Annotated in this window: 20 protein-coding genes; 16 read left to right on the forward strand and 4 right to left on the reverse strand. The window is 34.6% G+C overall.

Going from position 1 to position 22653, the window contains the following annotated elements; all coding sequences use genetic code 11:
- Positions 1-164: 164 nt before the first annotated feature.
- The 4 genes from PAND9192_RS11330 to PAND9192_RS11345 form a co-directional block, all read right to left on the reverse strand.
- Entirely contained in the window at positions 165-2387 is a 2223-nt protein-coding gene (locus PAND9192_RS11330; protein WP_087853906.1) for a YjbH domain-containing protein, read from the reverse strand.
- Positions 2387-3166 carry a capsule biosynthesis GfcC family protein gene (locus tag PAND9192_RS11335; RefSeq protein ID WP_087853907.1) on the reverse strand — a complete coding sequence of 260 codons (780 nt, stop codon included), beginning with the start codon at positions 3164-3166 and terminating at the stop codon, positions 2387-2389. The genes PAND9192_RS11330 and PAND9192_RS11335 overlap by 1 nt, the downstream gene beginning before the upstream one ends.
- 14 nt (positions 3167-3180) lie before the next feature.
- The gene (locus tag PAND9192_RS11340; protein WP_087854121.1) at positions 3181-3903 is read right to left on the reverse strand and encodes a YjbF family lipoprotein; all 723 of its coding nucleotides are present in this window, start codon (positions 3901-3903) and stop codon (positions 3181-3183) included.
- Positions 3904-4036: 133 nt separating this feature from the next.
- Complete coding sequence (locus tag PAND9192_RS11345; protein WP_087853908.1) at positions 4037-4327, reverse strand: hypothetical protein; 291 nt, start codon at positions 4325-4327, stop codon at positions 4037-4039.
- Positions 4328-4899: 572 nt separating this feature from the next.
- Here PAND9192_RS11345 and PAND9192_RS11350 point away from each other — a divergent pair.
- The 16 genes from PAND9192_RS11350 (at position 4900) to PAND9192_RS20935 (ending at position 22589) form a co-directional block, all read left to right on the forward strand.
- Positions 4900-6042 carry a polysaccharide export protein gene (locus PAND9192_RS11350; RefSeq protein WP_087853909.1) on the forward strand — a complete coding sequence of 381 codons (1143 nt, stop codon included), beginning with the start codon at positions 4900-4902 and terminating at the stop codon, positions 6040-6042.
- A 56-nt stretch (positions 6043-6098) separates the two neighbouring features.
- The gene (locus PAND9192_RS11355) at positions 6099-6539 is read left to right on the forward strand and encodes an arsenate reductase/protein-tyrosine-phosphatase family protein (protein WP_087820979.1); all 441 of its coding nucleotides are present in this window, start codon (positions 6099-6101) and stop codon (positions 6537-6539) included.
- A gap of 431 nt (positions 6540-6970) precedes the next feature.
- Positions 6971-9148, forward strand: a complete 2178-nt coding sequence (locus PAND9192_RS11360; protein ID WP_087853910.1) for a polysaccharide biosynthesis tyrosine autokinase — start codon at positions 6971-6973, stop codon at positions 9146-9148.
- Positions 9149-9708: 560 nt separating this feature from the next.
- Positions 9709-10875, forward strand: coding sequence for a lipopolysaccharide biosynthesis protein (locus tag PAND9192_RS11365; protein WP_144018102.1), 1167 nt, complete (start codon positions 9709-9711; stop codon positions 10873-10875).
- Positions 10872-11966 carry a hypothetical protein gene (locus PAND9192_RS11370; protein WP_087853912.1) on the forward strand — a complete coding sequence of 365 codons (1095 nt, stop codon included), beginning with the start codon at positions 10872-10874 and terminating at the stop codon, positions 11964-11966. The genes PAND9192_RS11365 and PAND9192_RS11370 overlap by 4 nt, the downstream gene beginning before the upstream one ends.
- Positions 11957-12814 (forward strand): glycosyltransferase family 8 protein, encoded by an 858-nt coding sequence (locus PAND9192_RS11375; protein WP_087853913.1) that lies wholly within the window; start codon positions 11957-11959, stop codon positions 12812-12814. Before PAND9192_RS11370 ends, PAND9192_RS11375 begins: the two co-directional genes overlap by 10 nt.
- Positions 12811-14010: a capsular polysaccharide export protein, LipB/KpsS family gene (locus PAND9192_RS11380; protein ID WP_087853914.1), complete on the forward strand. Its 1200-nt coding sequence runs from the start codon at positions 12811-12813 to the stop codon at positions 14008-14010. Before PAND9192_RS11375 ends, PAND9192_RS11380 begins: the two co-directional genes overlap by 4 nt.
- A complete protein-coding gene (locus PAND9192_RS11385) occupies positions 14010-14933 on the forward strand; it encodes a glycosyltransferase family 2 protein (protein ID WP_159458239.1) in 924 nt (307 codons plus the stop codon). The genes PAND9192_RS11380 and PAND9192_RS11385 overlap by 1 nt, the downstream gene beginning before the upstream one ends.
- Positions 14934-14937: 4 nt before the next feature.
- The gene (gene kdsA / locus PAND9192_RS11390; RefSeq protein WP_087853916.1) at positions 14938-15735 is read left to right on the forward strand and encodes a 3-deoxy-8-phosphooctulonate synthase; all 798 of its coding nucleotides are present in this window, start codon (positions 14938-14940) and stop codon (positions 15733-15735) included.
- Positions 15736-15737: 2 nt separating this feature from the next.
- Positions 15738-16493, forward strand: coding sequence for a 3-deoxy-manno-octulosonate cytidylyltransferase (gene kdsB / locus PAND9192_RS11395; RefSeq protein WP_087853917.1), 756 nt, complete (start codon positions 15738-15740; stop codon positions 16491-16493).
- A gap of 2 nt (positions 16494-16495) precedes the next feature.
- Positions 16496-17425 (forward strand): KpsF/GutQ family sugar-phosphate isomerase, encoded by a 930-nt coding sequence (locus PAND9192_RS11400; RefSeq protein WP_087853918.1) that lies wholly within the window; start codon positions 16496-16498, stop codon positions 17423-17425.
- Positions 17426-18175, forward strand: a complete 750-nt coding sequence (locus PAND9192_RS11405; RefSeq protein ID WP_087853919.1) for a glycosyltransferase family 2 protein — start codon at positions 17426-17428, stop codon at positions 18173-18175.
- 17 nt (positions 18176-18192) lie between these two features.
- Entirely contained in the window at positions 18193-19338 is a 1146-nt protein-coding gene (locus PAND9192_RS11410) for an acyltransferase family protein (RefSeq protein WP_144018103.1), read from the forward strand.
- A gap of 173 nt (positions 19339-19511) precedes the next feature.
- Entirely contained in the window at positions 19512-20483 is a 972-nt protein-coding gene (locus tag PAND9192_RS11415; RefSeq protein WP_087853921.1) for a sugar transferase, read from the forward strand.
- 182 nt (positions 20484-20665) lie between these two features.
- On the forward strand, positions 20666-21634 hold the full coding sequence (locus PAND9192_RS11420) for an exopolysaccharide biosynthesis polyprenyl glycosylphosphotransferase (RefSeq protein ID WP_087853922.1): 969 nt from the start codon (positions 20666-20668) through the stop codon (positions 21632-21634).
- An 820-nt stretch (positions 21635-22454) separates the two neighbouring features.
- A complete protein-coding gene (locus PAND9192_RS20935; protein ID WP_268808293.1) occupies positions 22455-22589 on the forward strand; it encodes a hypothetical protein in 135 nt (44 codons plus the stop codon).
- Positions 22590-22653: the final 64 nt, after the last annotated feature.

Here is a 22653-nt window from a genome sequence, read left to right on the forward strand (position 1 = left end):
AGTGTAACAAGCTGTTAATATGGAATTATTTATACCTTTTTGGTATTTTTTATTGGTGTTATTTGCTGTTAATGCAATCGTAAAAAGTGCGTATTTATAAAAATGAGTCGAATGGTGACAAAAATCGATAACCCACGAATGAGTTATCGATTTATTGACTCAATTTAATTATTAAACGCTTTGCGTCCGCTCCATGGTTGGCGTCCATCGGTTAAGTCATAAAGGTGATATTGACGGCCTAGCATTTGACCACCATCACGATTCATTGGTAACCATGAGATATGGGCACGGCTAGTGCTTGGCTTAACGGTTAGAATGTCAAATGGAATTGAGACATAGAAACCTTTATTAAAGCTACCTTCACCATATTCTTCTGCTGTCATGCTGGTTTTAGAAATAAAGGCACCAGCGATAATGCCGCTATCAAATTGCTTTGAGAAATCGATAGTGACGCCAGTATCTTCGGCTAAATAACGTCCAGCACTGACTTTTAGTAACGTATTAGGTAACCATTGCCATTGCGGTTGGTAATATGCGGTTAAATTACCGGTTGTAGTACCAGTTTGAACTTCATATGGACGGCCTAAATGATCATCGTATTGGTTTTGATCTTTAAAGAATCCAAATGCTGAATGCGGATCACGCTGCTTAACATAATTGACATCAAGCCCTAATGCCCAATTACTGCCAACAGGGCGGTAAAGCACTTCGCCACCAACGCCACCAAACATCACTTCTAAATAACCCGCATACGCTTGGGCATACCAATCACTTGATAGTTGATCTAGCCACGTTAGCTGTAAGTTATTCATACGTAATGTATTATCAGTAATGTACTGACGCACTAAAGTACGCACACGTTTATTATGAGTACCATCAGGCGGAATATCGTATTTAAATTTATCGTAGGTATCGTAGAGGTTTAAATACACCGAGCCACCAACAGTGAAGTGGTTATTAAACCAATAGTCAGCACTGGCCGTAACTCCAACATTAAACATGTAGAAGCCTTCAGAACCGCCTAATGATTGCTGCAGAGTCGGCGCTACACCCACGTTCCAGTTCTGATTAAGATCAACCATTTGCTGACCTTGAATGGTGCTCGGTGCAACCGTGGTACGACTGTCATCAATATGACTGCCGATATAATCATTGTTAGCGACTTGCAGTAGTTGCTGACGATTGAGAATAGTTTCTGTGATCGGCTGGTTAGCCACTGTTTCAATAATGTTGAATTGTTCAACTGCAGGCGCTTGGTTATTTAATAAAATTCCGGCGCGTAATTGGGCTTGATCACGATCGCGATATTTAACCTGCTCGGCAACCACAGTAATGCTATTGTCGCCATGTTGGTAAATAGTTGGATTTTTATAACCAGCAATTTTTTCAACATCTTGAGCTAACTGTTGCCATTGCTCGGTAGTTAAATTATTTGTTGTCGGCGTCGTTGCTACCGTTGGCATTGGCTCATCTAACCAACTGGCTTTAAGTTGATTAAAGTTAGTATTAACACTTAAACCAAAGCTAACAGTCGTGCCACGCTCATAACTGATATTTGCCGTTGCCCAATCACTTAATTGATAAACTGCACCAAAATTAAATGGTGATTTAGGCGTCATATCATGGCCACGATTAGCACGAAAATCATCAGTATAATCGTTACCGTCATACTCTAATTTAAGCTGTAATGGTTGCCACGGAGTTTGGTATTCAACACCACCATAAAGAGCAGCATTGCCTTTAAACCAACGTTGAGTATCAAAACTACCGCCGTTATTTTTGAAACCATTATTACGATCGCAAAAAGTATCACTGACCTTACAAAATGGGTTAGTGATGTTGCCGCGTTGGCCGATATAGCCCCAACCTAAACCAAGCGTGAAATCTAATGGGCCGACACGTTTATTGGCAGCAATGAATTCGCCATCAAATAAGCCTGTACCGCCAAGGTCACGAATACCGATCGCGACTTCTGGTAACCAATAAGATTCTTGCCATAAACGGACTTTGGCATCGATACCTTTATCTGTGTATAGGGTATCGCCACTAAAGCTGTGATCACCACTGTAGTAAAGATCCGGCACTTGGGTGTAACGAATAGTCGTTTCTAGCCATGGTAATAACTGCAATGATGCCCAGTAATGGTGGTAATCACTGCTAATGGTAGTACCAAAAGTAAATTCGCCTTCCTGATGCATACGTGCTGTCGGCATTTGCATTAAACCGACACCGCCGAAATCACTATTGGAATAACGCATTTCAGGGTAGCTAAAGCTATCAGCTTGCGCATGACATAACGGTAATAACGCTATTGCTAATGTCGACAGGGCAAATAACGGACGTTGATAGTGGTGACGGCGAGTTGCAGCCGAGGTGACAGAGTTCATTACAACGTCCTGTTGATTAGCATTGAAGAAATATCATGGTTTAAATCACGATAATCATTAAATAAAGATTGGTAGCCAATATAAATAATTGCGCCAGGGGCAATATCCAAATGAGCTTTATTCCAGTAAGCAATGGGGTGTTGCTGCACTACGCCATCAGGCTGAATAACCGTGACTTCGCTGTTGGCTGCAATATCAAGTGGCGTGACATGGGCTAAATAGTCACTCGCAGCCATTCGTGGTTGCCAATCAAGCTGTTGTGGGGCTTCAATCGCACCAATGACTGTGATAGACGTTGGACGATTAGCCAAATTAAGCTGATAGTTACCGTTTAATAATGGGTTATCAGCATTATGTAAACGTACTTTGTCAATATCAATGGCCACAGGTAAGCGCTGAGTTTGAATCTGTTGCTGTAACCATTGCGCGGTATTGGCAAAGCTGCGGCTAAGTGCTGCATCGTCATTGTGCTGTTGGCTTAATGTGGTTAGCTGCTTAATTAACGTTGCTTTAGCGCTTGGCACTGTGGTGGTGGTTAAGCTACTGCCAAGCCAATATGGTGCTGTCGCTGTTGTACGCTGCTTAAGGCTATCGCTAACAACTTGTGCTAACCGTACTGAGTCGGCGTACTGCAAAGTGACAGCGGCTGCCGAATGACCATTAGCGTGTAAGGCAATAGTGCTTTGTGCGATGGCAGGCATAGCAACGAATAAGCACAAACTCGCCATCGCAGCATAGGTGCGTTGGCGAGAGAATAAATTAAAAACTGAACAAGACATAAAAGATGCTACCGTTAGCCAAAAGGTTTAAGAATAGTCATTTCAACATTTGGTAAAGAGGGCGCTAAATATTGCAGGCTCTTTACTACTCTTCCCGTATGTTGCTCAATCCAAAAAGTGTTGCTGTAGTGGCGATCAAGCTGCTTGACGGTGACATTTTCATTAAAACGCAATACCGGCACTGATTTACCGTTAATGGTTAACACTTCAGGTCGCTGAAAAACAAAATCAGAATCAAGTTGATAACCAATGTGGTAACCCGGTTGCCAATCAATTGTGCGCTGCCAAGTGGTAGGCGTTGACGCTAAATGTAGCCCTAAGCTCAATGGATCTGCTGTTTTTGCGTGAGTACCCAATAAATTACCTTGAGCTAGATTGACGGTTTTTATAATGCGACCACTTTGAGTGATCAACATGCCGTTATCGCTTGCCAGCCATTTAAGTTGAGCTGGAGTAGCCGTTGCATTGGCATTATTAATGGTTGCGCCCGTGGCTGTTTCTGCCAGAGCTAATACCATAAAAAGTTGAGATTGGTCGTCAATGCGAACGTAGGTGCTGGCATAAGGTAATACAGCAACCTCTTGTGCTGATTTATGAATATCCGCGGTACCGTAGACAGCGACATTAACCGTATCTCTAACACTGGCTATTTTTTGGCTACAGCCAGACGTCAATAAAGTGGCGGTTAAGAGTGCTGCTAAGGTTGAAATAATATGAGAGGTGGTTTTTTTTAGCATTGGGTCGCGCTTCCGATAGGCCATATTAAAGCGAGAGATGGCAATCATCGCCCCTATTTACAAACAGAATAACCGTGACAAGCACGGTTATTTTTTTATTAACCTAAATTTTTATCAGGTCAAACGACATTAATTACTTAGCTGCGCTAGCAGAAGTCGATGTAGAAGTAGATGTCGTTGTTGAGTTGGTGTTGCCAGAATCGTTTGCTGCAATAGCAACTGCTGCAACTGCTGCTGCTGCACCAACAACAACTGCTGCTGTAGTACCCGCTGCAGTACCAGCTGCAGTTGTTGTACCCGCTGTAGTACCTGTTTGTGTTGCTGCTGCATCTACTGGTGCAGCGTCATCAGCAACATAACCGCCAGCAAATGCAGGTGAAGACATAGCTAGAGCTGCTAGAAGAACTAATGCATTCTTTTTCATGATGTAAATCCTTATCGATAAAAATAATATATAGGCCGTCAATAAAATGACGTTTTATAATGTGATTTATAAAAACACTGAATGGATAATTATACTGAATAACAGCATAGAACAGTGTGACATTTTTTTACTTTCTATACAGTGGTGTGCATAAAGTGTGATATTGATCACCGTTATGTAATAATGAGTGGGATTGGTGTGGCTGATGGGTTGTAAAATGTTGGAATTTGTGTTTATTGCTTCATTTACAATTAGTTACATGTGGTTGTTTAATGTGATCTAGATATTAAATGGACAAATTTTTATATTTCATTTTATATTGAAATTAAGTAGAATCCGTCAGCAACATAATTGGGCTCAATGTGATTAAAGTAAATCCATTGCGCTTTTTTTAGATAGATATGTAAATGATGCACTGATTATTATCACTATATATTCACGGTGATTATGATTGTCTGTCAACAAAAAAATGATACTTTTTTAAAGCAAGTGAGGAGCTGTAACCTTCGGGCGGTAGCATGCTCATTTGAAAATATATTCCCATCCATCAATGCTGAGATGAACTTAATCTAATGGAATTATCAAAAAAATTGCTTGTCACAGCAGTGGCATCAGTGATGTTAGCAGGCTGTAGTATGCCAGGATCGCATCTTAGCCTTGATGGTAAGCATGTTGCTGAGACGAACTCGCAACAACCAACGCTTGCTCAGCAAGTTAATGTGTTTCCACTGACCGTTAACAATGTTAGCCAATTTAAAACGGCTAAAGTTGCGGCACAGGTAAACACCCAGCTTGAACAAGAGTTGGCGAGTTACGAATACCATATAGGCCCTGGTGATATTCTTAATATTACGATTTGGGATCACCCTGAACTGACCATTCCTGCGGGCTCTTACCGTAGTGCAAGTGAAGCAGGTAACTGGGTTCATGCTGATGGCACCATTTTTTATCCCTATATCGGCAAGGTGAAAGTTGCAGGTAAAACAGTATCGCAAGTGCGTGCTGATATCGCCCAGCGCTTAGCTGAGTATGTTGAAAAACCACAAGTAGATGTTAACGTCGCTGCATTTCGTGCTCAAAAAGCTTACGTGACGGGTGAAGTGAAAAATCCAGCCCAACAGCCAATTACCAATGTGCCGTTAACGTTGCTAGATGCGATTAATAAGTCAGGTGGATTAGCTGCTGATGCCGATTGGCGCAATGTCACTCTAACCCGTGACGGTAAAGATCAAACACTATCGCTATATGCACTGATGCAACGTGGCGATTTAAAGCAAAACCGCTTATTACGTAATGGCGATATTGTTCATGTGCCACGTAATGATGCGCAAAAAGTGTTTGTTTTAGGTGAAGTTAAAGAGCCTAAATTACTAAAAATTGATCGTGCAGGCATGAGCTTAACCGAAGCATTAAGCGGTGTCGGCGGCATTAATGAGCTACAAGCCGATGCTACTGGGGTGTTTGTTATTCGCGCTAACCATGCTGATTTAACAAAAACACCGCATGCGCCTGCGGCAAATATTTACCAGTTAAATATTAAAGATGCGACGGCATTAGTGGTTGGTACCGAGTTTGAATTACAACCTTACGATGTGGTGTATGTGACCGCGGCACCAATTGCGCGTTGGAACCGTGTGATTCAACAGTTAGTTCCAACCATTGGCAGCTTTAATCAGCTATCTGAAGGTATGAATTACTACATGAATTTGAAGTAGTTATTAGAGACACGAACCTAATAATCTCGAAACTTTTAACCTTAGAATCTATCTCTATGTTCAATAAAATTCTTGTTGTTTGTGTAGGCAATATCTGTCGTTCACCCTCTGGCGAACGTATCCTACAAGCAAAGTTACCCAATAAACACATCGCCTCTGCTGGTGTCGGCACAGCTAAAAGTGGTTTAGCTGGCAAGCCTGCCGATAAAATGGCAGCTGAGGTTGCACTGGCTCATGGTTATTCTCTTGAAGGCCATCAAGCACAGCAACTGACTAGCGATTTATGCCGTGATTACGATCTGATTTTAGTGATGGAAAAAGGGCATATCGATGCCGTTACGAGCATTGCTCCAGAAGCACGCGGAAAAACAATGCTGTTTGGCCAATGGATTGGTCAACAAGACATTCCCGATCCATACCGTCTCAGTAAAGAAGCTTTTGATCATGCATATGATTTAATTGATCAAGCAGCAACAGCGTGGACGAAGAAATTGTAACTTTCTAACTCCGTCATTCCTTAGAATGAATGCTAACCCTAACTCCGTCATTCCCTACAGTGAATGCCCGCGAGGGCGATAGGGAATCTACTATACGCGCGTTGTAGAGTTATTGAATTCACTGGCTTCTTTAACGCTCAATCAAAACCCTCCGTCATTCCCTACAGTGAATGCCCGCGAGGGCGATAGGGAATCTACTAACTACGCGTTGTAGAGTTATTGAATTCACTGGCTTCTTTAACGCTCAATCACGCTTTGAGTAGATCACGGATAGCTCGTCCCTCACTTCCGAGATGACGAATAATGGGCTAAGTGAAGTTACGAGGGCGATAGGAAATTAGCTAACCACGCGCTGTAAACCATATTTAACTTTTGGATGATGCTTTGGCTCTTCCTCATCTTCTTAAATTTAACATCGGAATATTTTCTTAATGAGTATTGCTCAAAATCCTCAACCGAGTACTTCTCCAGGAACGGATGAAGTCGATATCGGTAAACTGTTTGGCATTTTAATTGATAACCGCTGGATGATTATTATCACCACCTTTATCTTTGCTGTTGTTGGTATCGGTTATGCTTTACTTGCTACCCCAATTTATAAAGCTGATGCACTCATTCAAATTGAAGCCAAAAGTTCAGGTATGCCAGCACTTGGTGGCGATATGGCAGAAATGTTTGGTGGCGGTGAATCAAGTGCTACTACTGAAACTGAAATCATCAAATCACGGATGGTATTAGGCGAAACGGTTGATAAGTTAAACCTAACCACGGTTGTTAGCCCTGAATACTTCCCAGTAGTAGGCAAAGGGTTAGCACGTTTAATGGGTGAGCAACACTTTATTAATGTCTCACGTTTTACAGTTGCTGATGGTCGCGAGCTTGGTGGTTACCAAATTGTGGTTACTAACGCTGATAAAGGCCAATACCAACTGAATGATAGCGAAGGTCGCAAGATTCTAACTGGTAAAGTTGGCGAGTTAGCGCAAGCAAATGGTTACCAACTGTTTATAACGGATTTACAAGCAACCAAAGACGCAGAATTTTCATTAGCAAAAATTACTCGTATTGATGCTATTCAAAATCTACAACGTAACTTATCTGTTGCAGAGCAAGGTAAACAAACTGGTATTTTGCAATTATCAATGACAGGTGAGAACCGCGCTAATATTAAAGCGATTGTTGATGACATCAGTAAGAATTACTTTCTACAAAACGTCGAGCGTAACTCGGCAGAAGCTGAAAATAGTTTAACCTTCTTAAAGCAGCACTTACCTGAAATTAAAATCCAGTTAATGGCAGCAGAAGATAAACTCAATAGCTACCGTCAAAAGAATGAATCAGTAGATTTAAGCCTAGAAGCTAAATCTGCACTTGAAACCATGGTTGGCTTAGAATCGCAGCTAAACCAATTAACTTTTAAAGAAACGGATATTTCACAACGTTTTACTAAAGAACACCCAGCCTATATTTCATTAATGGATAAACGCAAAACGTTATTGAAAGAACAAACTCGGTTAAATAAGCGTATTGAAACCTTACCTGCAACTCAGCGTGAGATTTTACGTTTAACCCGTGATGTTGAAGTGAATCAACAAATTTACGTCCAGCTATTAAATAAAGTTCAAGAGCTTAACATTGTTAAAGCAAGCACGGTCGGTAACGTTCGTATTCTTGATGCTGCGCAAGTTTACACCAATGCAGTTAAACCTAAGAAAGCATTAATCGTAGTATTAGCAACCTTACTTGGCGGCATGTTAAGTGTAGCGATTGCATTCTTGCGTGCTGCATTGCACCGTGGTGTTGAAAGCCCAGATGAAATTGAAGCACTAGGTTTACCTGTGTATGCCTCAATTCCATTATCTGCTTGGCAGACTGATTTAGAAAAGAAATTTAAATCAAAACAACAGCTAAATGTTAATCAAGCGTTGTTAGCTGTTTCTAACCCAGCTGATTTATCGATTGAAGCATTGCGTAGCTTACGTACTAGCTTGCACTTTGCAATGATGGAAGCGCGTAACAATATTGTGATGATTTCAGGTCCTAGCCCGGGTATCGGTAAGTCATTTGTATCGGCCAACATGGCGGCGGTAATGGCTAAAGGTGGTCAGCGCGTATTAGTGATTGATGCCGATATGCGTAAAGGCCGTATGGAACGCCAAATGTGTGTTGATAGTAAGCCCGGTTTAGCCGATTACTTAAGTGGCCAACAAACATTAGAACAAGTAATTAAATCACCAGGTGTTGAAGGCCTTGATTTTATTGCTCGTGGCGCAGTACCGCCTAACCCATCTGAGTTATTAATGCACCCGCGTTTAAAAACTTTGTTGGATTGGGCATCTGAAAACTATGACTTAGTGTTAGTCGATACACCGCCAATTTTGGCAGTAACCGACCCAGCCATTGTTGGTGCACATGCTGGCACAACCATGATTGTGGCGCGTTTTGGCTTAAACCCAGTTAAAGAAATCGAAGTCACGAAGCACCGTTTTGAACAAAATGGTATTGAAGTGAAAGGTTGTATTCTTAACGCCGTGGTGCGCAAAGCAAGCTCAACTTATGGCGGCAACTACGGTTATTACAATTACAGTTACGCAAGTGATAATAAGTAATTAACTACCTTTCTCATTGTTATAGGGAATGTACGAGTCATCCTCGTCATTCCCTACAGTGAATGACCGAGCCAAACCCAGAGAGGAATGAGCGAGATAGGGAATCTACTCACAACGTATTGTAGAGTGAATATTTTCGCCTAGAGGCGGAAAAGGGGTGGAACCTATTCCCTACAACCTCTAAATAACATACAAACTTGTTTCATAACAAAGCATTAGCTGCGACAGCTAGTGCTTTTTTATGGCTCAAATTTCAGATTTTGTGTCTTAGAGCTTTAAATTTGTTGAGTTGGCCTATTGAGGGATACATAACGTTTTTATTATCTGATTGATGCTTATCTGCGTAAAGGGCGTACGCTAAATGTGTATTGATAGTAAGCCAAGTTTAATAGATTATTTAAATATTATAGTAAGAGATTAAATCAGCAGATGTTGAAGACATTGCTAAATTTGTAGTAACGACAAAGCTTATTATTGTCGAAGGCTACGAATATTGTAAATGATTATTGTAGCTAATTTTATATCTAATGGTTATCATAATAAATATGAAAGTTAATAGCATGTTTGTAAAAATAATAGGGACTTTTCTATCAAGAGGAGGAGCTGCATTTCTTTCTCTGATTAGTAGCATGTTTATCGTAAGATATTTAGGTGAATCAGATGCTGGAGGATATTTTACAGAGTTATCGTTTGCTACCTTTTTATCAACATTAGTCAGTTTTGGTAGTAATGGTCTAACACTTAAATTAGTATCAAATAGAATTGGAAATATAAATGAAATAGCAAATCAAAATCTACTTTTCATAATTAAAAATACAGTAATTATTTTGATTATTTTAAATGTTATTTCATTTTTTTATGAAAACAACATTAATATGTATTTCATATGTGTGTATGGATGTTTTTTTTCTATAGCTCAATCATATCAGTTTATGTTAATCGCTAAAGGTAATGCAGGTGTTTCGTATTTTTTGAATAATTGGATCCCATCATTATTTGTAATTTACGCAGCATTTTTCTTTCCTAATTATATATATATATATACATGTTTGGGCTATATAGTATCGACATTATTATTATATCTATGCCTATATAGAATGAAAGATCATGATCGTTTTGATAAAGAAATAAATGATGAGTTTAAAATAAATAATCGTTGGAATTATTTACAACAAGATATTCTTGGCCAAATATACTCGTCTTTTGTAATTATATTATCATCAAATTATCTAAGTAAGGAGGATATATCTAAATTAGCCATATATATTAAGCTTACCTCTGTATGTAATATAATTATTTCAATATTTAACATGACTATATATCATCGATTGTTTCAAAAGATAAAGGTTAAAAGTGAATATATGAGTTTATATATATTATCATTTTTGAATATATTAGGAGTTATATCTTTTATGTTGCCATTATTTTATTTTTGGGATTATGTAAGATCTTATTATAATATAAGTATTGAAAAGGAATATATATTCATTGTATTTATTGCATATTTAATTTCTGGATTTTCTGGTTGCTCTCAAATGCTTTTGAATTCAATGGGTCATGATCGTGTAGTAAAGAATATTTCATGGCTAACTTTTACTGTTGGAATTATTTTATTGAATTATTTTACTTATACATTTAATGTGTTAGGAGCTCTCATTGCTTTAAGTATAACAATATCATTACAATCAATAATGAATTATTTTTACTTAAGGATATATTTACTTTGAAAAATTTTTTATTTTATTGTATTTCAATTTCTTTTTCACTATATATATCTTTCGATAAATTAGAAAACATATCATCTTTAATTATTACTCCTTTTATTTTATTATTGTTTATTTTTCATAATTTTAAAAAAATCAATGTTAATCTTTCAGTATTAATATCTGTTTTATTTTTTATTTTATTTGTATCAATACAAAATATATTCTTAGGAAAAGTTTTTTTTAGTGGTATTTATTGGTGGTGGGTACTTTTTTTATTGTTATTAGTTCCTATTCGTAATGATGTTGTGAAAAAAGGTTATTCTATATTTTATATCATTTCTTTAATTATTATTGTGATTGATTGTTACTATCGTTTTTTTATTTCTGATAAGTTTGATACATTTGGTTTTTATAATTATAAATATGGTTTAATTGGCACTGATAGTAATTTTGCTGGAATTTTTGCATTAATATTACTTATTTCAATTGATATAATAGATGTTTATAAAGGTAGTATAAAAGTTATATTGAAAATATTATCTTCAATATTACTTTTCCTTACGTTTAGTCGTGCTGCAATTATAGCTTACATATTTTATTTGATTGTATTTAAAGCTAACTACAAAGTGAAATGGCTGTGTTTTTTAATTACTTTTACATTTATATTATTGTTATTATTAAATAATAATTTTTTCATATTAAACGACCAAAGTGGAGATAGTAAAATCCAATTATTGGTAGACTATGGAAATATAATAGTAAGTTCAGATATTATAAGCTTATTATTTGGCTATGGTATTGGTATGGTAAGAGTTGGAGCGTTAAATCCTCATGTATTACTTCTTCAATTAATATTAGGTATAGGTTTTATAGGAGCTTTTTTATATTATGGAATGTTAACAGCTTTGATGTTGAATTATAAAAAATCAATAGCATTACTTATTCCATTTACTTTAGTCTCCTTCTCTGTAGCGCCTATTAGCTTAGGGGTTTTGACTTTTGTTATTGTTTGTATAATTAAAATTACAGAAAATGATAAAATGTTATTAAAAACATGTAGTAAATCTAGTGTTGTATCTAATTTAAAATATAAAGGGGTGATATGTCATTAAAAACAGTTGTAGCATGGTGTTCTGATTCTAATTATAGAAAGTTATTAGAAGTTTCATTTTATTCTTTTGCTATAAACAATAAAAATTCTAAAGCATATATTATTAAATATGATGATTTCAATGAAGATAATCTCATTGCTATAGCCGAAGAATATAATATTGAACTATTATTTTTTAAATTAACAGATGATGACCTTCCCCCTATTGGACGATATAGTCGTGCAATGTATGGTCGTCTTTATCTCACAGAGTTAATCAACGATGAAGTTTTTATATATTTAGATTGTGATACTATTATAACATCTAACTTGAATAGTTTAATAAATACAAGATTAGGTATTAATAACATATCAATGTTAAAAGAGAAAAATACAAACATAATAAAAAATCGTTTATCATCGTTAGATATTAATGATTATTTTAATAGTGGTGTTATAGTCATCTCTAATTCATTATCAACAAAAAAAAATATGCGTGATGTTATAAATTATATTAAAAAAAATATTGATATTTTAGTATATCCTGATCAAGATGCTCTAAATGTTATTTTTAGTAATAAAATAAAAAAACTAGATTCAAAGTATAATTATATATATCCTAAAAAAAGTAATGAAATGCCAATAATAATTCATTATGCTCATGAAAAGCCTTGGCTCCCATTAAATAATAATTATTATTCTTATATCTATTTTGATCTTATTGATGATGGCTATAGGTATATGTTGTCAGAATACTCTCCTATTCAGTTATCTAAAAATTATATTATTATAAAGTTTTTTAAAAACATATTAAAAAAATTGAATATTATTAGTCTTATTCAATTTATTAAATGGAGAATAGTTAAATGAACGATAACATATTGATTCATGTTATATCAAAAGAAGAAATAGATTTCTATTCACGATTTAAAATGGCATTTCAAAATAAAAGGCTAAATACTATCTATGTAACAACGAGTTTATTCTGCTATCTTTTATTAAAAATTAGAGGTGATAATGTATATATATCAAAGAAAGTAAAAAAAAATGTATTGAATAAAACCTCTTTTTTTAATGAATTAGTTGGATGGACTACTTTTGAACAATCCTTAGCTAGTTATAATTCAATGCATTTTTTAACAAGAAAAATAATTTCCGATAATAATATAATAGCAGCATTTATACCTAGTGGTCGTTTAGCAAGTCATGAAGGTTTTGTTCTTGCATGCCGAGAGAATAATATTAAAACAATTTTTTCTGGATATGGGAATTTCCCAAATAAAACATTTTTTGATTCAGAAGGTACTGACAAAGCGTCTTCTTTATTTTTAAATATATCTAAGTTAGATAGTTTTAATCATGATGAAAAAAAGTTTGAATCATGGAAATATTCATATATTAAACAGAAAATGGAAAGCCATGTTGTTAAACAGGCTCGAAAAGTGACAATAAATACTTATATTAGTCGATTTTTTAGAATTTTATTTTGTAAATTTGAAAGTATATTCAATATAGCAAGTGATATTAGTCGTGATTTTAGCTCGTTAACTGAGTTTAAAAGTTTAGATTATCAAAGCATAAGTTCTCCAATTCCTAATTGTGAATATTATTTTTTACCATTACAATATTCAAATGATGCTCAATTAATTCTTAATTATGAGGGTGATATTGGAACATCATTGCAAGATTCATTAACTTTAGCTCGTGCTGAAAATAAGATATTAGTAATTAAACCTCATCCTGTTGAAAATTCTGTTGCAGTATATAAATTGATTACTGAATTTGTTAAATCTAATCATGATGTTTATTTATCTCTTGATAATACGTTTCACTTAATAAGTGAATCAAACAAGGTTGTTACAGTTAACTCTACTGCTGGCTTAGAATCAAAATTATTAAATAAAGATGTGATTTTTTTAGGTAATTCTATTTATAAAAATATGACAGAAGAAAGAATAGCTAAATATATACAATCATATCTGTTAGATATTGAATACTTTGAGTTGTCTTCTATTTCAATTGAAGATTTAGATAAAATTTTTAGAATATCAGGAGTTGAAATATAGTGCTTCTATCTATAATAGTTACACTATATAATCTTGAAGATTATGTAGAAGAATGTCTAATGAGTATTCTATTACAATCAGAACCTGTCAATTTTGAAGTTATTGTTATTGATGATGGTAGCTCAGACAATTCGTCAGATATAGCTAAGTTTTTTTGTAATAAACATGTTAATTTTAATTATTATTATCAAATAAATAAAGGTTTAGCATCAGCTAGAAATTATGGAATTACATTGTCTAAAGGTGATTATGTCGCTTTTGTTGATGCTGATGATTGGATTTCACCATTGTTCGTTAATAAAATATATGAACATATTTTAAAAACAAATTCAGATATTATATATTTCGATCGTATGTTTCATGACGGTAAGAATAAGAGCGTTGTTTCTTATCCTTCGTATCGTGGAAAGTTAAAAAACTGCCCATCAATATTAACGAATATAAATCTTTCTGCATGTAATAAAGTTTATAAAAAAACATTACTTAATGATGTGACTTTTAAAGTTGGTGTTATTTATGAGGATTTTCCATTCGTAATATTAGCTTTACAAAAAGCGACTGATATTTCTAAATGTGAAGGCGCATTATATATAGTAAGAACTAGGAGACTTGGATCAATAACAAATAGGCTTAATGATAACGAGCATGATCTATTAGCTAATATTAAATTTATTGAATCTAAGATAGATAATCCAGCTGTTTATATTGAATTTATGAAATTTAAATCAATAACATTAGTTGGCTGGAATTTTAAATTAATAAGAAATAAAGCATTTCATCTTATTAATCATGATGAGAATAAAAATATCAAATACTCTCATTTAATTAAAAAGTGGGACAAAATTGGCTATGTTTTTATTAAGCTAGAGCTTTATAAAACATTATCATTTTTATTAACTTTACGTAAAAAAATTATTAGGTAGCTATATGTTTTTAATTGCAGGTCCATGTGTTATAGAATCTGAAAGTTTAGTTTTAGATACTTTTGGTCAATTACAAGAGATTACTAATAAATTAGGAATCGAATATATTGCCAAATCTTCTTTTACAAAAGCAAATCGTTCATCAGCAAGTGCATTTACAGGTCCTGGTATTAATGAAGGTCTGAAAATTTTACAAAAAGCTAAAGAACAGCTAGGCGTTCGCATTATAACGGATGTGCATGATGATACTCCATTAGATGAAGTAGCATCTGTCGTTGATGTTTTACAAACACCCGCTTTCCTTGTACGTCAAACTGGATTTATTCAACGTGTTGCCTCTATGGGATTGCCCGTAAATATTAAAAAAGGTCAGTGGATGCATCCTGCTGATATGGCGCCAGTTGTTGAGAAATGTCGAGCTGTTGGTAATAATGATATTTGGCTTTGTGATCGTGGTACAAGCTTTGGTTTTGGTACATTAATCAATTATATGCCTGGTTTAACCATTATGAAGGAAACGGGTTGTAAGGTTGTAATGGATGCTACTCATAGTGTACAGATGCCTGGTGCATTAAATGGCTCAACAGGCGGTAACCGTATTCATGTTCCTGCTATTGCACGTGCAGCTGTTGCTGTTGGTATTGATGGCTTATTTATGGAAACACATCCCAATCCTGATCAAGCTTTATGTGATGGTCCAAATATGTTGCCGCTGCATCATATGGAAGAATTATTAGAAACATTACTTGAGATCGATGAAGTTGTTCACCGTCGTGCTTTTATTGAATCTAAATTGGCCTAATAATGACACTCTATCAAAATACCAAAGTAATTATACCTGCACGATTTAACTCGTCTCGGTTACAAGGAAAACCATTATTACTCATTAATGGTTTTCCTATCTTTTGGCATGTATTTCAACGTTGCATCGAGGCTGGTTTTTCTTCTGAAAATATAATATTGGCAACTGATCATAAAAAAATATTTAAATTAGCAGAAGAATTAAATATTCCCGTCATGATGACATCAGATAAGCATGAAAGTGGAACGGATCGTATTAATGAAGTTGTCACTAAGCTAGATTTAGATGACGATAGTTTGGTGATTAATGTTCAAGGTGATGAACCATTAATTCCACCTCAATTAATTAAACAACTTACTCTGTTTGCTCTTGAAAATAAAAAATTTGCGCTTACTACGGCTGTAACACCTATATGTGAACATAAAGATTTTATTAATCCAAATGTAGTTAAAGCCATTCTTGGTGAGGACGGGAGAGCTATTTATTTTACTCGTTCACCATCGCCTTTGAATAGAGATGATTCTGATAGGCTAGATCTTGCTTATCGACATATAGGTATTTATACATATCGAATATCTGATTTAAAAGAGTTTTGTTCATATTCAGAATCGTCGTTAGAGCAGTATGAAAAGCTTGAACAGTTGCGCGCGTTATCAAATGGAATGGCAATTGGTGCTTGTGTATATAATAAAGACCTACCTCATGGAATTGATACACAAGCAGATTATGATGCCTTAAAACTAATCATGGAAATATAACAATGAATGTTATTGAGATTGCAAAGCAAGTTATTCAAACTGAAATTCAAGGATTAGATTATATGTCTAGTCGTATTGGTGTAGAATTTAAGCAAGCTATTGATGTAATTCTTTCAACTCACGGCCGTACAATAATTTGTGGTATGGGTAAGTCGGGAATTATTGGTAAAAAAATAGCAGCATCATTTGCGAGTACTGGCACACCAAGTTTTTTTATGCATCCAGGTGAAGCATTCCATGGTGATCTTGGTATGGTAAAACCTGAAGATGTATTTATAGCTATATCAAATTCAGGTGAAACTGATGAGGTATTAAAGTTATTACCTTTTTTGCGTGATAATGGGAATTACATTATAGCAATTACAGGAAAGAGTGATTCTACTTTAGCTAAATATGCACATTGTAATCTTGATATTGCAGTACCTAAAGAGGCATGCCCTTTACAGTTAGCCCCAACGACATCGACAACTGCAACTTTAGTTTTAGGTGATGCTTTGACTGTCGCTTTAATGGATAAACGTGATTTTCAGCCAGAAAATTTTGCTCGTTTTCATCCTGGAGGAAATTTAGGACGTCGGTTATTAAGTAAAGTACGAGACGAAATGATTACTGAGCTATTACCGATTGTTGATATTAATGATAGTCTAGTGAATGTTATCAATACAATTTCAAGTGGTAAGTTAGGTTTAACTTTAGTAAGTGAAAATAATGTAATTAACGGCGTAATTACTGATGGTGACTTGCGTAGAGCTATTGAGACCAATATGAGAGATTCTTTTGACTTAAAAGCAAAAGATATAGCATCTTTCTCTCCAATAACAATTGATGAATCAGCTTCATTAGTAATTGCAGATGAATTAATGGACCGTTTGTTTGTTACATCTCTATTAGTTAAGTCGGGTGTTGATATTATCGGAGTGATTAAAAAATAAATGAGTAAAAATCTAGTATCAATTATTATGCCAGCATATAATTGTGAATCAACTATTAGAGAAAGTATTAAGTCAGTACTTAATCAGACATATTCAAATTTTGAGTTGGTAATAACAAATGATAATTCTACTGATAATACGAAATATATAATAGAAGAGTTTTCAAAAAAAGACAAACGTATAAAGGTTTATCTGAATGGTTATTTGCCTGGTGCAGCAAATGCAAGAAATAATTCAATAAAAAAAGCAACTGGCAGTATAATTTCCTTTTTAGATAGTGATGATGTTTGGCTGGAAAATAAATTACAAAAGCAGATTTCTGTAATGATTTCTGATGATAAAAATGTAGTACATTCTAGTTATAATCGTATGAATGATAAAGGTAATATATTAAGTACTGTTATATCTAAAGATAAAGTAACTTATAATGATATGCTTAAAAATAATTATATAGGTAATTTAACTGGGATGTATAATTGTCTTCACTTAGGTAAGTTTTATCAAAAGAATATAGGACATGAAGATTATGATATGTGGTTAAGGATTCTAAGTAAAACTGATTCAGTTGGGATTAATGATGTTTTAGCTTGCTATAGAGTTTCAAAATTAAGCTTGTCATCAAATAAAATACAAGCGGCTAAATGGCATTTTAATATATTAAGGGAAAGGGTTAGCTTAATTAAATCAGTTTATTACTTATCTAATTATATTATTAGTTCATTTGTTTTTCGTATTTTTGAACGCAAATAATTTTATAAAGGGTTATTTTGAATAAGTTAATTTATTTAGATTCACTAAGGGGGGTAGCTTGTATTATGGTTGTATTTTCTCATATATCACAAGTTTTTTACCCTTATTTACATAATTTCAATCAAGTTCAAATTCCAGATGTTTTTTATATACAGAAATATATATATAATTCCCCATTCGCTTTTTTTTATTCTGGAGCAACAGCGGTATATGTTTTTTTTATTCTTAGTGGGATAGTATTAACACGATCAATGAGAAAAAAAGATAATGATTCCTATATTAATACCGTAATTAGTCGTTATCCAAGGTTAATGTTACCTGCACTATTTTCATGTATATTGGTATATTTTATTTATAAGTTATTCATTGTTGTAGAACCTAATTTTCATTTTAGTTCTTGGTATAATAAATTATATATATCAAATCCAAGCATTATAGATGCTATTTATAATGCGGCAATTAGTCCTTTTTTTTACGGTACAAGTATATATAACTCTGTATTATGGACAATGAAAGTTGAATTGATCGGCTCTTTGTATATTTATTCGTTTTGCTATTTATCAATGAAGATTGGAAATATTAAAACAAGTATTACATTTTTATTATCAATAATACCATTGTTTTTTATAAATCCGATTTTGTCTTTAGGGATTTTTTCATTTTATATTGGTTTTTTAATATCTAAATTTGATTTAAAAATTAAAAGTCAAAAAATATCATTACTTAGTTTGATGGTTGGTGCTTACTTGGCTGGAGCTCATAATACGAGTGATATGTATTTATATATTCAATTTTTTCTAGGAAAACACACATATATATTATGTTCATATATGGCTTCATTTTTTATTATATTTTCTGTTATTTCAAATGTGAATATTCAGAGGATATTGTCATTTAATAAATTAAAGATATTGGGAGAGTATTCTTTTTCAATTTATCTTATACATATTCCAATAATTATTATCGTTGTCTATTTTGTTTTTACTAATTTTAATGGTTATAATTTTAATTATTTGTCTTTTTTATCTACGCTATTGATTTTATCTTTATCTATTTTGAGTTCTTCTTTTTTCTATCGATTAGATACTTATGCTATTTTTATATCAAAAAAAATATCGAAATTTATTTTCTATTTTTATAAGAAATATATATTAGTAATGTAAAGAGTGGGTATATGAGTAATATCACATCTAGTGATGAGATAAATATCACTATAAGCGATAAAATAGCTATTATTTATGTTTATTGTCCTAAAGATCAAATAAGCACAATTCACAATTACAATAGCACTAAAAAATATATCAATTAGTAAGACACTAAAAATCAGGGACAACCCATGTCTGATATAACCTCTTCTACTCAAGATTCTGAAATTATCACTGCAACTTCAGAAACTCAGACTGCCGCAACAACAACCGCTGCTATTTATGTTTATTGTCCTAATGATCAAATAAGCACAATTACAGCTGTGTTAAACAAGAATAATATAAATTATGCGTTAAATGATTATAGTTTGGTTGATTTTAAAAATAAGGTTATTTGTCATTATCGTTCAGCTGAGTTTAATGATGATGAAAATGCATTTTTAATTACTGCGACAGAATCTGGTGCTTGGATTGAACCTTTAGTATCTTATTTAGATCGCCGTTTAGGCTTTACTGAAACTGAGTTGTTACATCCACACTATTTTTTACACCAAAAATCTTTTTCAATTTTATCTAATAAAAAAAATCGTGTCGTAAAGCGTATTTTAGATATTGCTTGCGTTATCTTATTGGCGAAAGTGGCGATTCCATTAGGATTAATTACAGCTTTATTAATTAAACTTGAATCGCCAGGACCAATTTTCTTTCGTCAAAAGCGAGTAGGGCAATATAACCAAGAATTTGAGGTAATAAAGTTCCGTTCAATGCGCAATGATGCTGAAAAGAACGGTGCGCAATGGGCATCTAAAAATGATGCTCGCGTAACCCGTGTTGGTAAGTTTATTCGTAAAACGCGTATTGATGAATTACCGCAGTTAATCAATATTCTAAAAGGCGAAATGTCGTTAGTTGGCCCTCGCCCTGAACGTGAAGTGTTTATTAAGGATTTAGAAACTCAAATTCCTTATTATCGTTTTCGTCATGCGATTAAACCTGGAGTAACGGGGTTAGCGCAAGTGAAATACGCCTACGGTGCCTCGGTTGAAGATGCGGTATGGAAACATAAGTATGACATTCACTATATTAAGCACCAAAGCTTGCGTATGGATTTAAAGATTATTCTACGTACAGTTAAAACGGTGTTATTTGGTATGGGGCAGTAAAACGTCGGTTTTAAGAGAGCGAGTTTTCGAGTGTCGAGATTATAAGATTAGAGCAGAACAAAAGTTTTACTGCTTTCTTATCTATATTTGTTTAAATATGGGCAGTTGTAAGAAATTTATGACTGTCTTTTCGCCACTCGCCACTCACTCTTGCTCTTCATCAACCCTAATTGGATTATGTAATGAATATGACCACGGTCACTCCTCAGGAAGAGGCGATTAAGCCTGTATTATCCGATCAAACAATAGCTAAAACATCAGCGTTAATTTATGTTTATTGTCCTCTTGATCAGGTAGAGACAATTTTAGCGGTATTAGAGCGTAATCAAATTAATTTTATTTTAAATGATTATTCGATTACTGATTTTAAACGTAAGCTTATTTGTCATTATCGTTCAGCTGAATTTGACTGTGAAGAAAATGCATTTTTAGTAGCAGCGACAGAATCTGGTGCTTGGGTTGAGCCAGTTGTGTCTTATCTTGATCGCCGCTTAGGGTTTACTGAAACCGAATTGTTGCATCCGCATTATTTCTTACATCAAAAATCTTTTTCGCTGTTATCAAGTGGGCCTCGCCGTGCTGTTAAACGCATATTAGATTTATTTTGTGTGTTTCTATTAGCGTTAATTGCGATTCCAGTTGGCTTGATCACTGCTGCGTTTATTAAATTGGAATCACCCGGGCCTGTGTTTTTTAAACAACGCCGAACTGGGCAATATAATAAAGAGTTTGAAGTTATTAAGTTTCGCTCGATGCGCAATGATGCCGAAAAAGACGGCGCGCAATGGGCCTCTAAAAACGATGCTCGCGTAACCCGTGTCGGTAAGTTTATTCGTAAAACCCGTATTGATGAATTACCACAGCTAATTAATATTATTAAAGGTGAGATGTCGTTAATTGGCCCTCGTCCTGAACGTGAAGTATTTATTGAAGAGCTTGAAAAGACCATTCCTTATTACCGTTTTCGTCATGCAATTAAGCCTGGTGTAACAGGATTAGCGCAAGTGAAATATGCTTATGGTGCGTCGGTTGAAGATGCGGTATGGAAGCATAAGTACGATATTTATTACATTAAACACCAAAGCTTGATGTTAGATATTAAGGTTATTTTGCTTACTGTTAAAACGGTAGTGTTTGGTATGGGGCAGTAGTGCATAGGTTTTAAAGGAAGAGCAGGGGCTAGTTTGCGAGTTTCGAGAAAAAAGCGATAGATGAGAGTCTATCGCTTTTTTTATGTCTGAGGTTTGGTACTCACTTAGCCTAATATTCGTCATCTCGGAAGTGAGGTACGAGCTATCCGTGATCTACTCAACGCGTGCTTGAGTGAACTCAATAATTCTACGACGTGTGGGTAATAGATTCCCTATCGCCCTCGCGGGCATTCACTGTAGGGAATGACGGAGTGGTTTGGTGCTTGAGCTTCAAAGAAGCCAGTGAACTCAATAATTCTACGGCGTGTGGGCAGTAGATTCCCTATCGCCCTCGCGGGCATTCACGGTAGGGAATGACGGGGGGTTGGTGCTTGAGCTTTAAAGAAGCCAGTGAACTCAATAACTTTACGACGCGTGGGTAGTAGATTCCCTATCGCCCTCGCGGGCATTCACTGTAGGGAATGACGGAGGTTGGTGCTTGAGCCACAAAGAAGCCATTGAAAACAATAACTTTACGACGCGTGGGTAGTAGATTCCCTATTGCCCTCGTAACCTCGCTGTAGGGAATAACGGGAGGCTTCTCAAAACTCTTTCCCCGTCCCTTTTTTGACTCATAATCTAAGCGTTAAAACGCTTAATATAAAAATAACTTATTTAAACCATTTGCTTTTTGTTATATATCTTTTAGGTTTATGTTTTACATCACAGTTATACTTAAAATGTATTCTTTTGATGGATTGCAGCTAATGCTCTGCATATACTTATTAAATAGAACAGGGGGAACTGTTCAACATATTTATATATTTAAGAGTGAAATAGTATGCAACTATTGAAGAAGTTTAAGGCGTGGTTAAGTAAGCTTGATGAGTACGATAAGCTGGCAAAGCAAATGCGTCGTGAAGATCGTCTTGGTGAATATGATTACACAACCGAGTCGCTTAAAATCAAAAAATAATCGCTATGTTTAGATTTTTTCAATTGTAAAAGCAAAATAATAATTAGCTTTGTACTCAAATATA

This window comes from Photobacterium andalusiense, from assembly GCF_900185625.1.
Lineage (GTDB): Bacteria > Pseudomonadota > Gammaproteobacteria > Enterobacterales > Vibrionaceae > Photobacterium > Photobacterium aquimaris.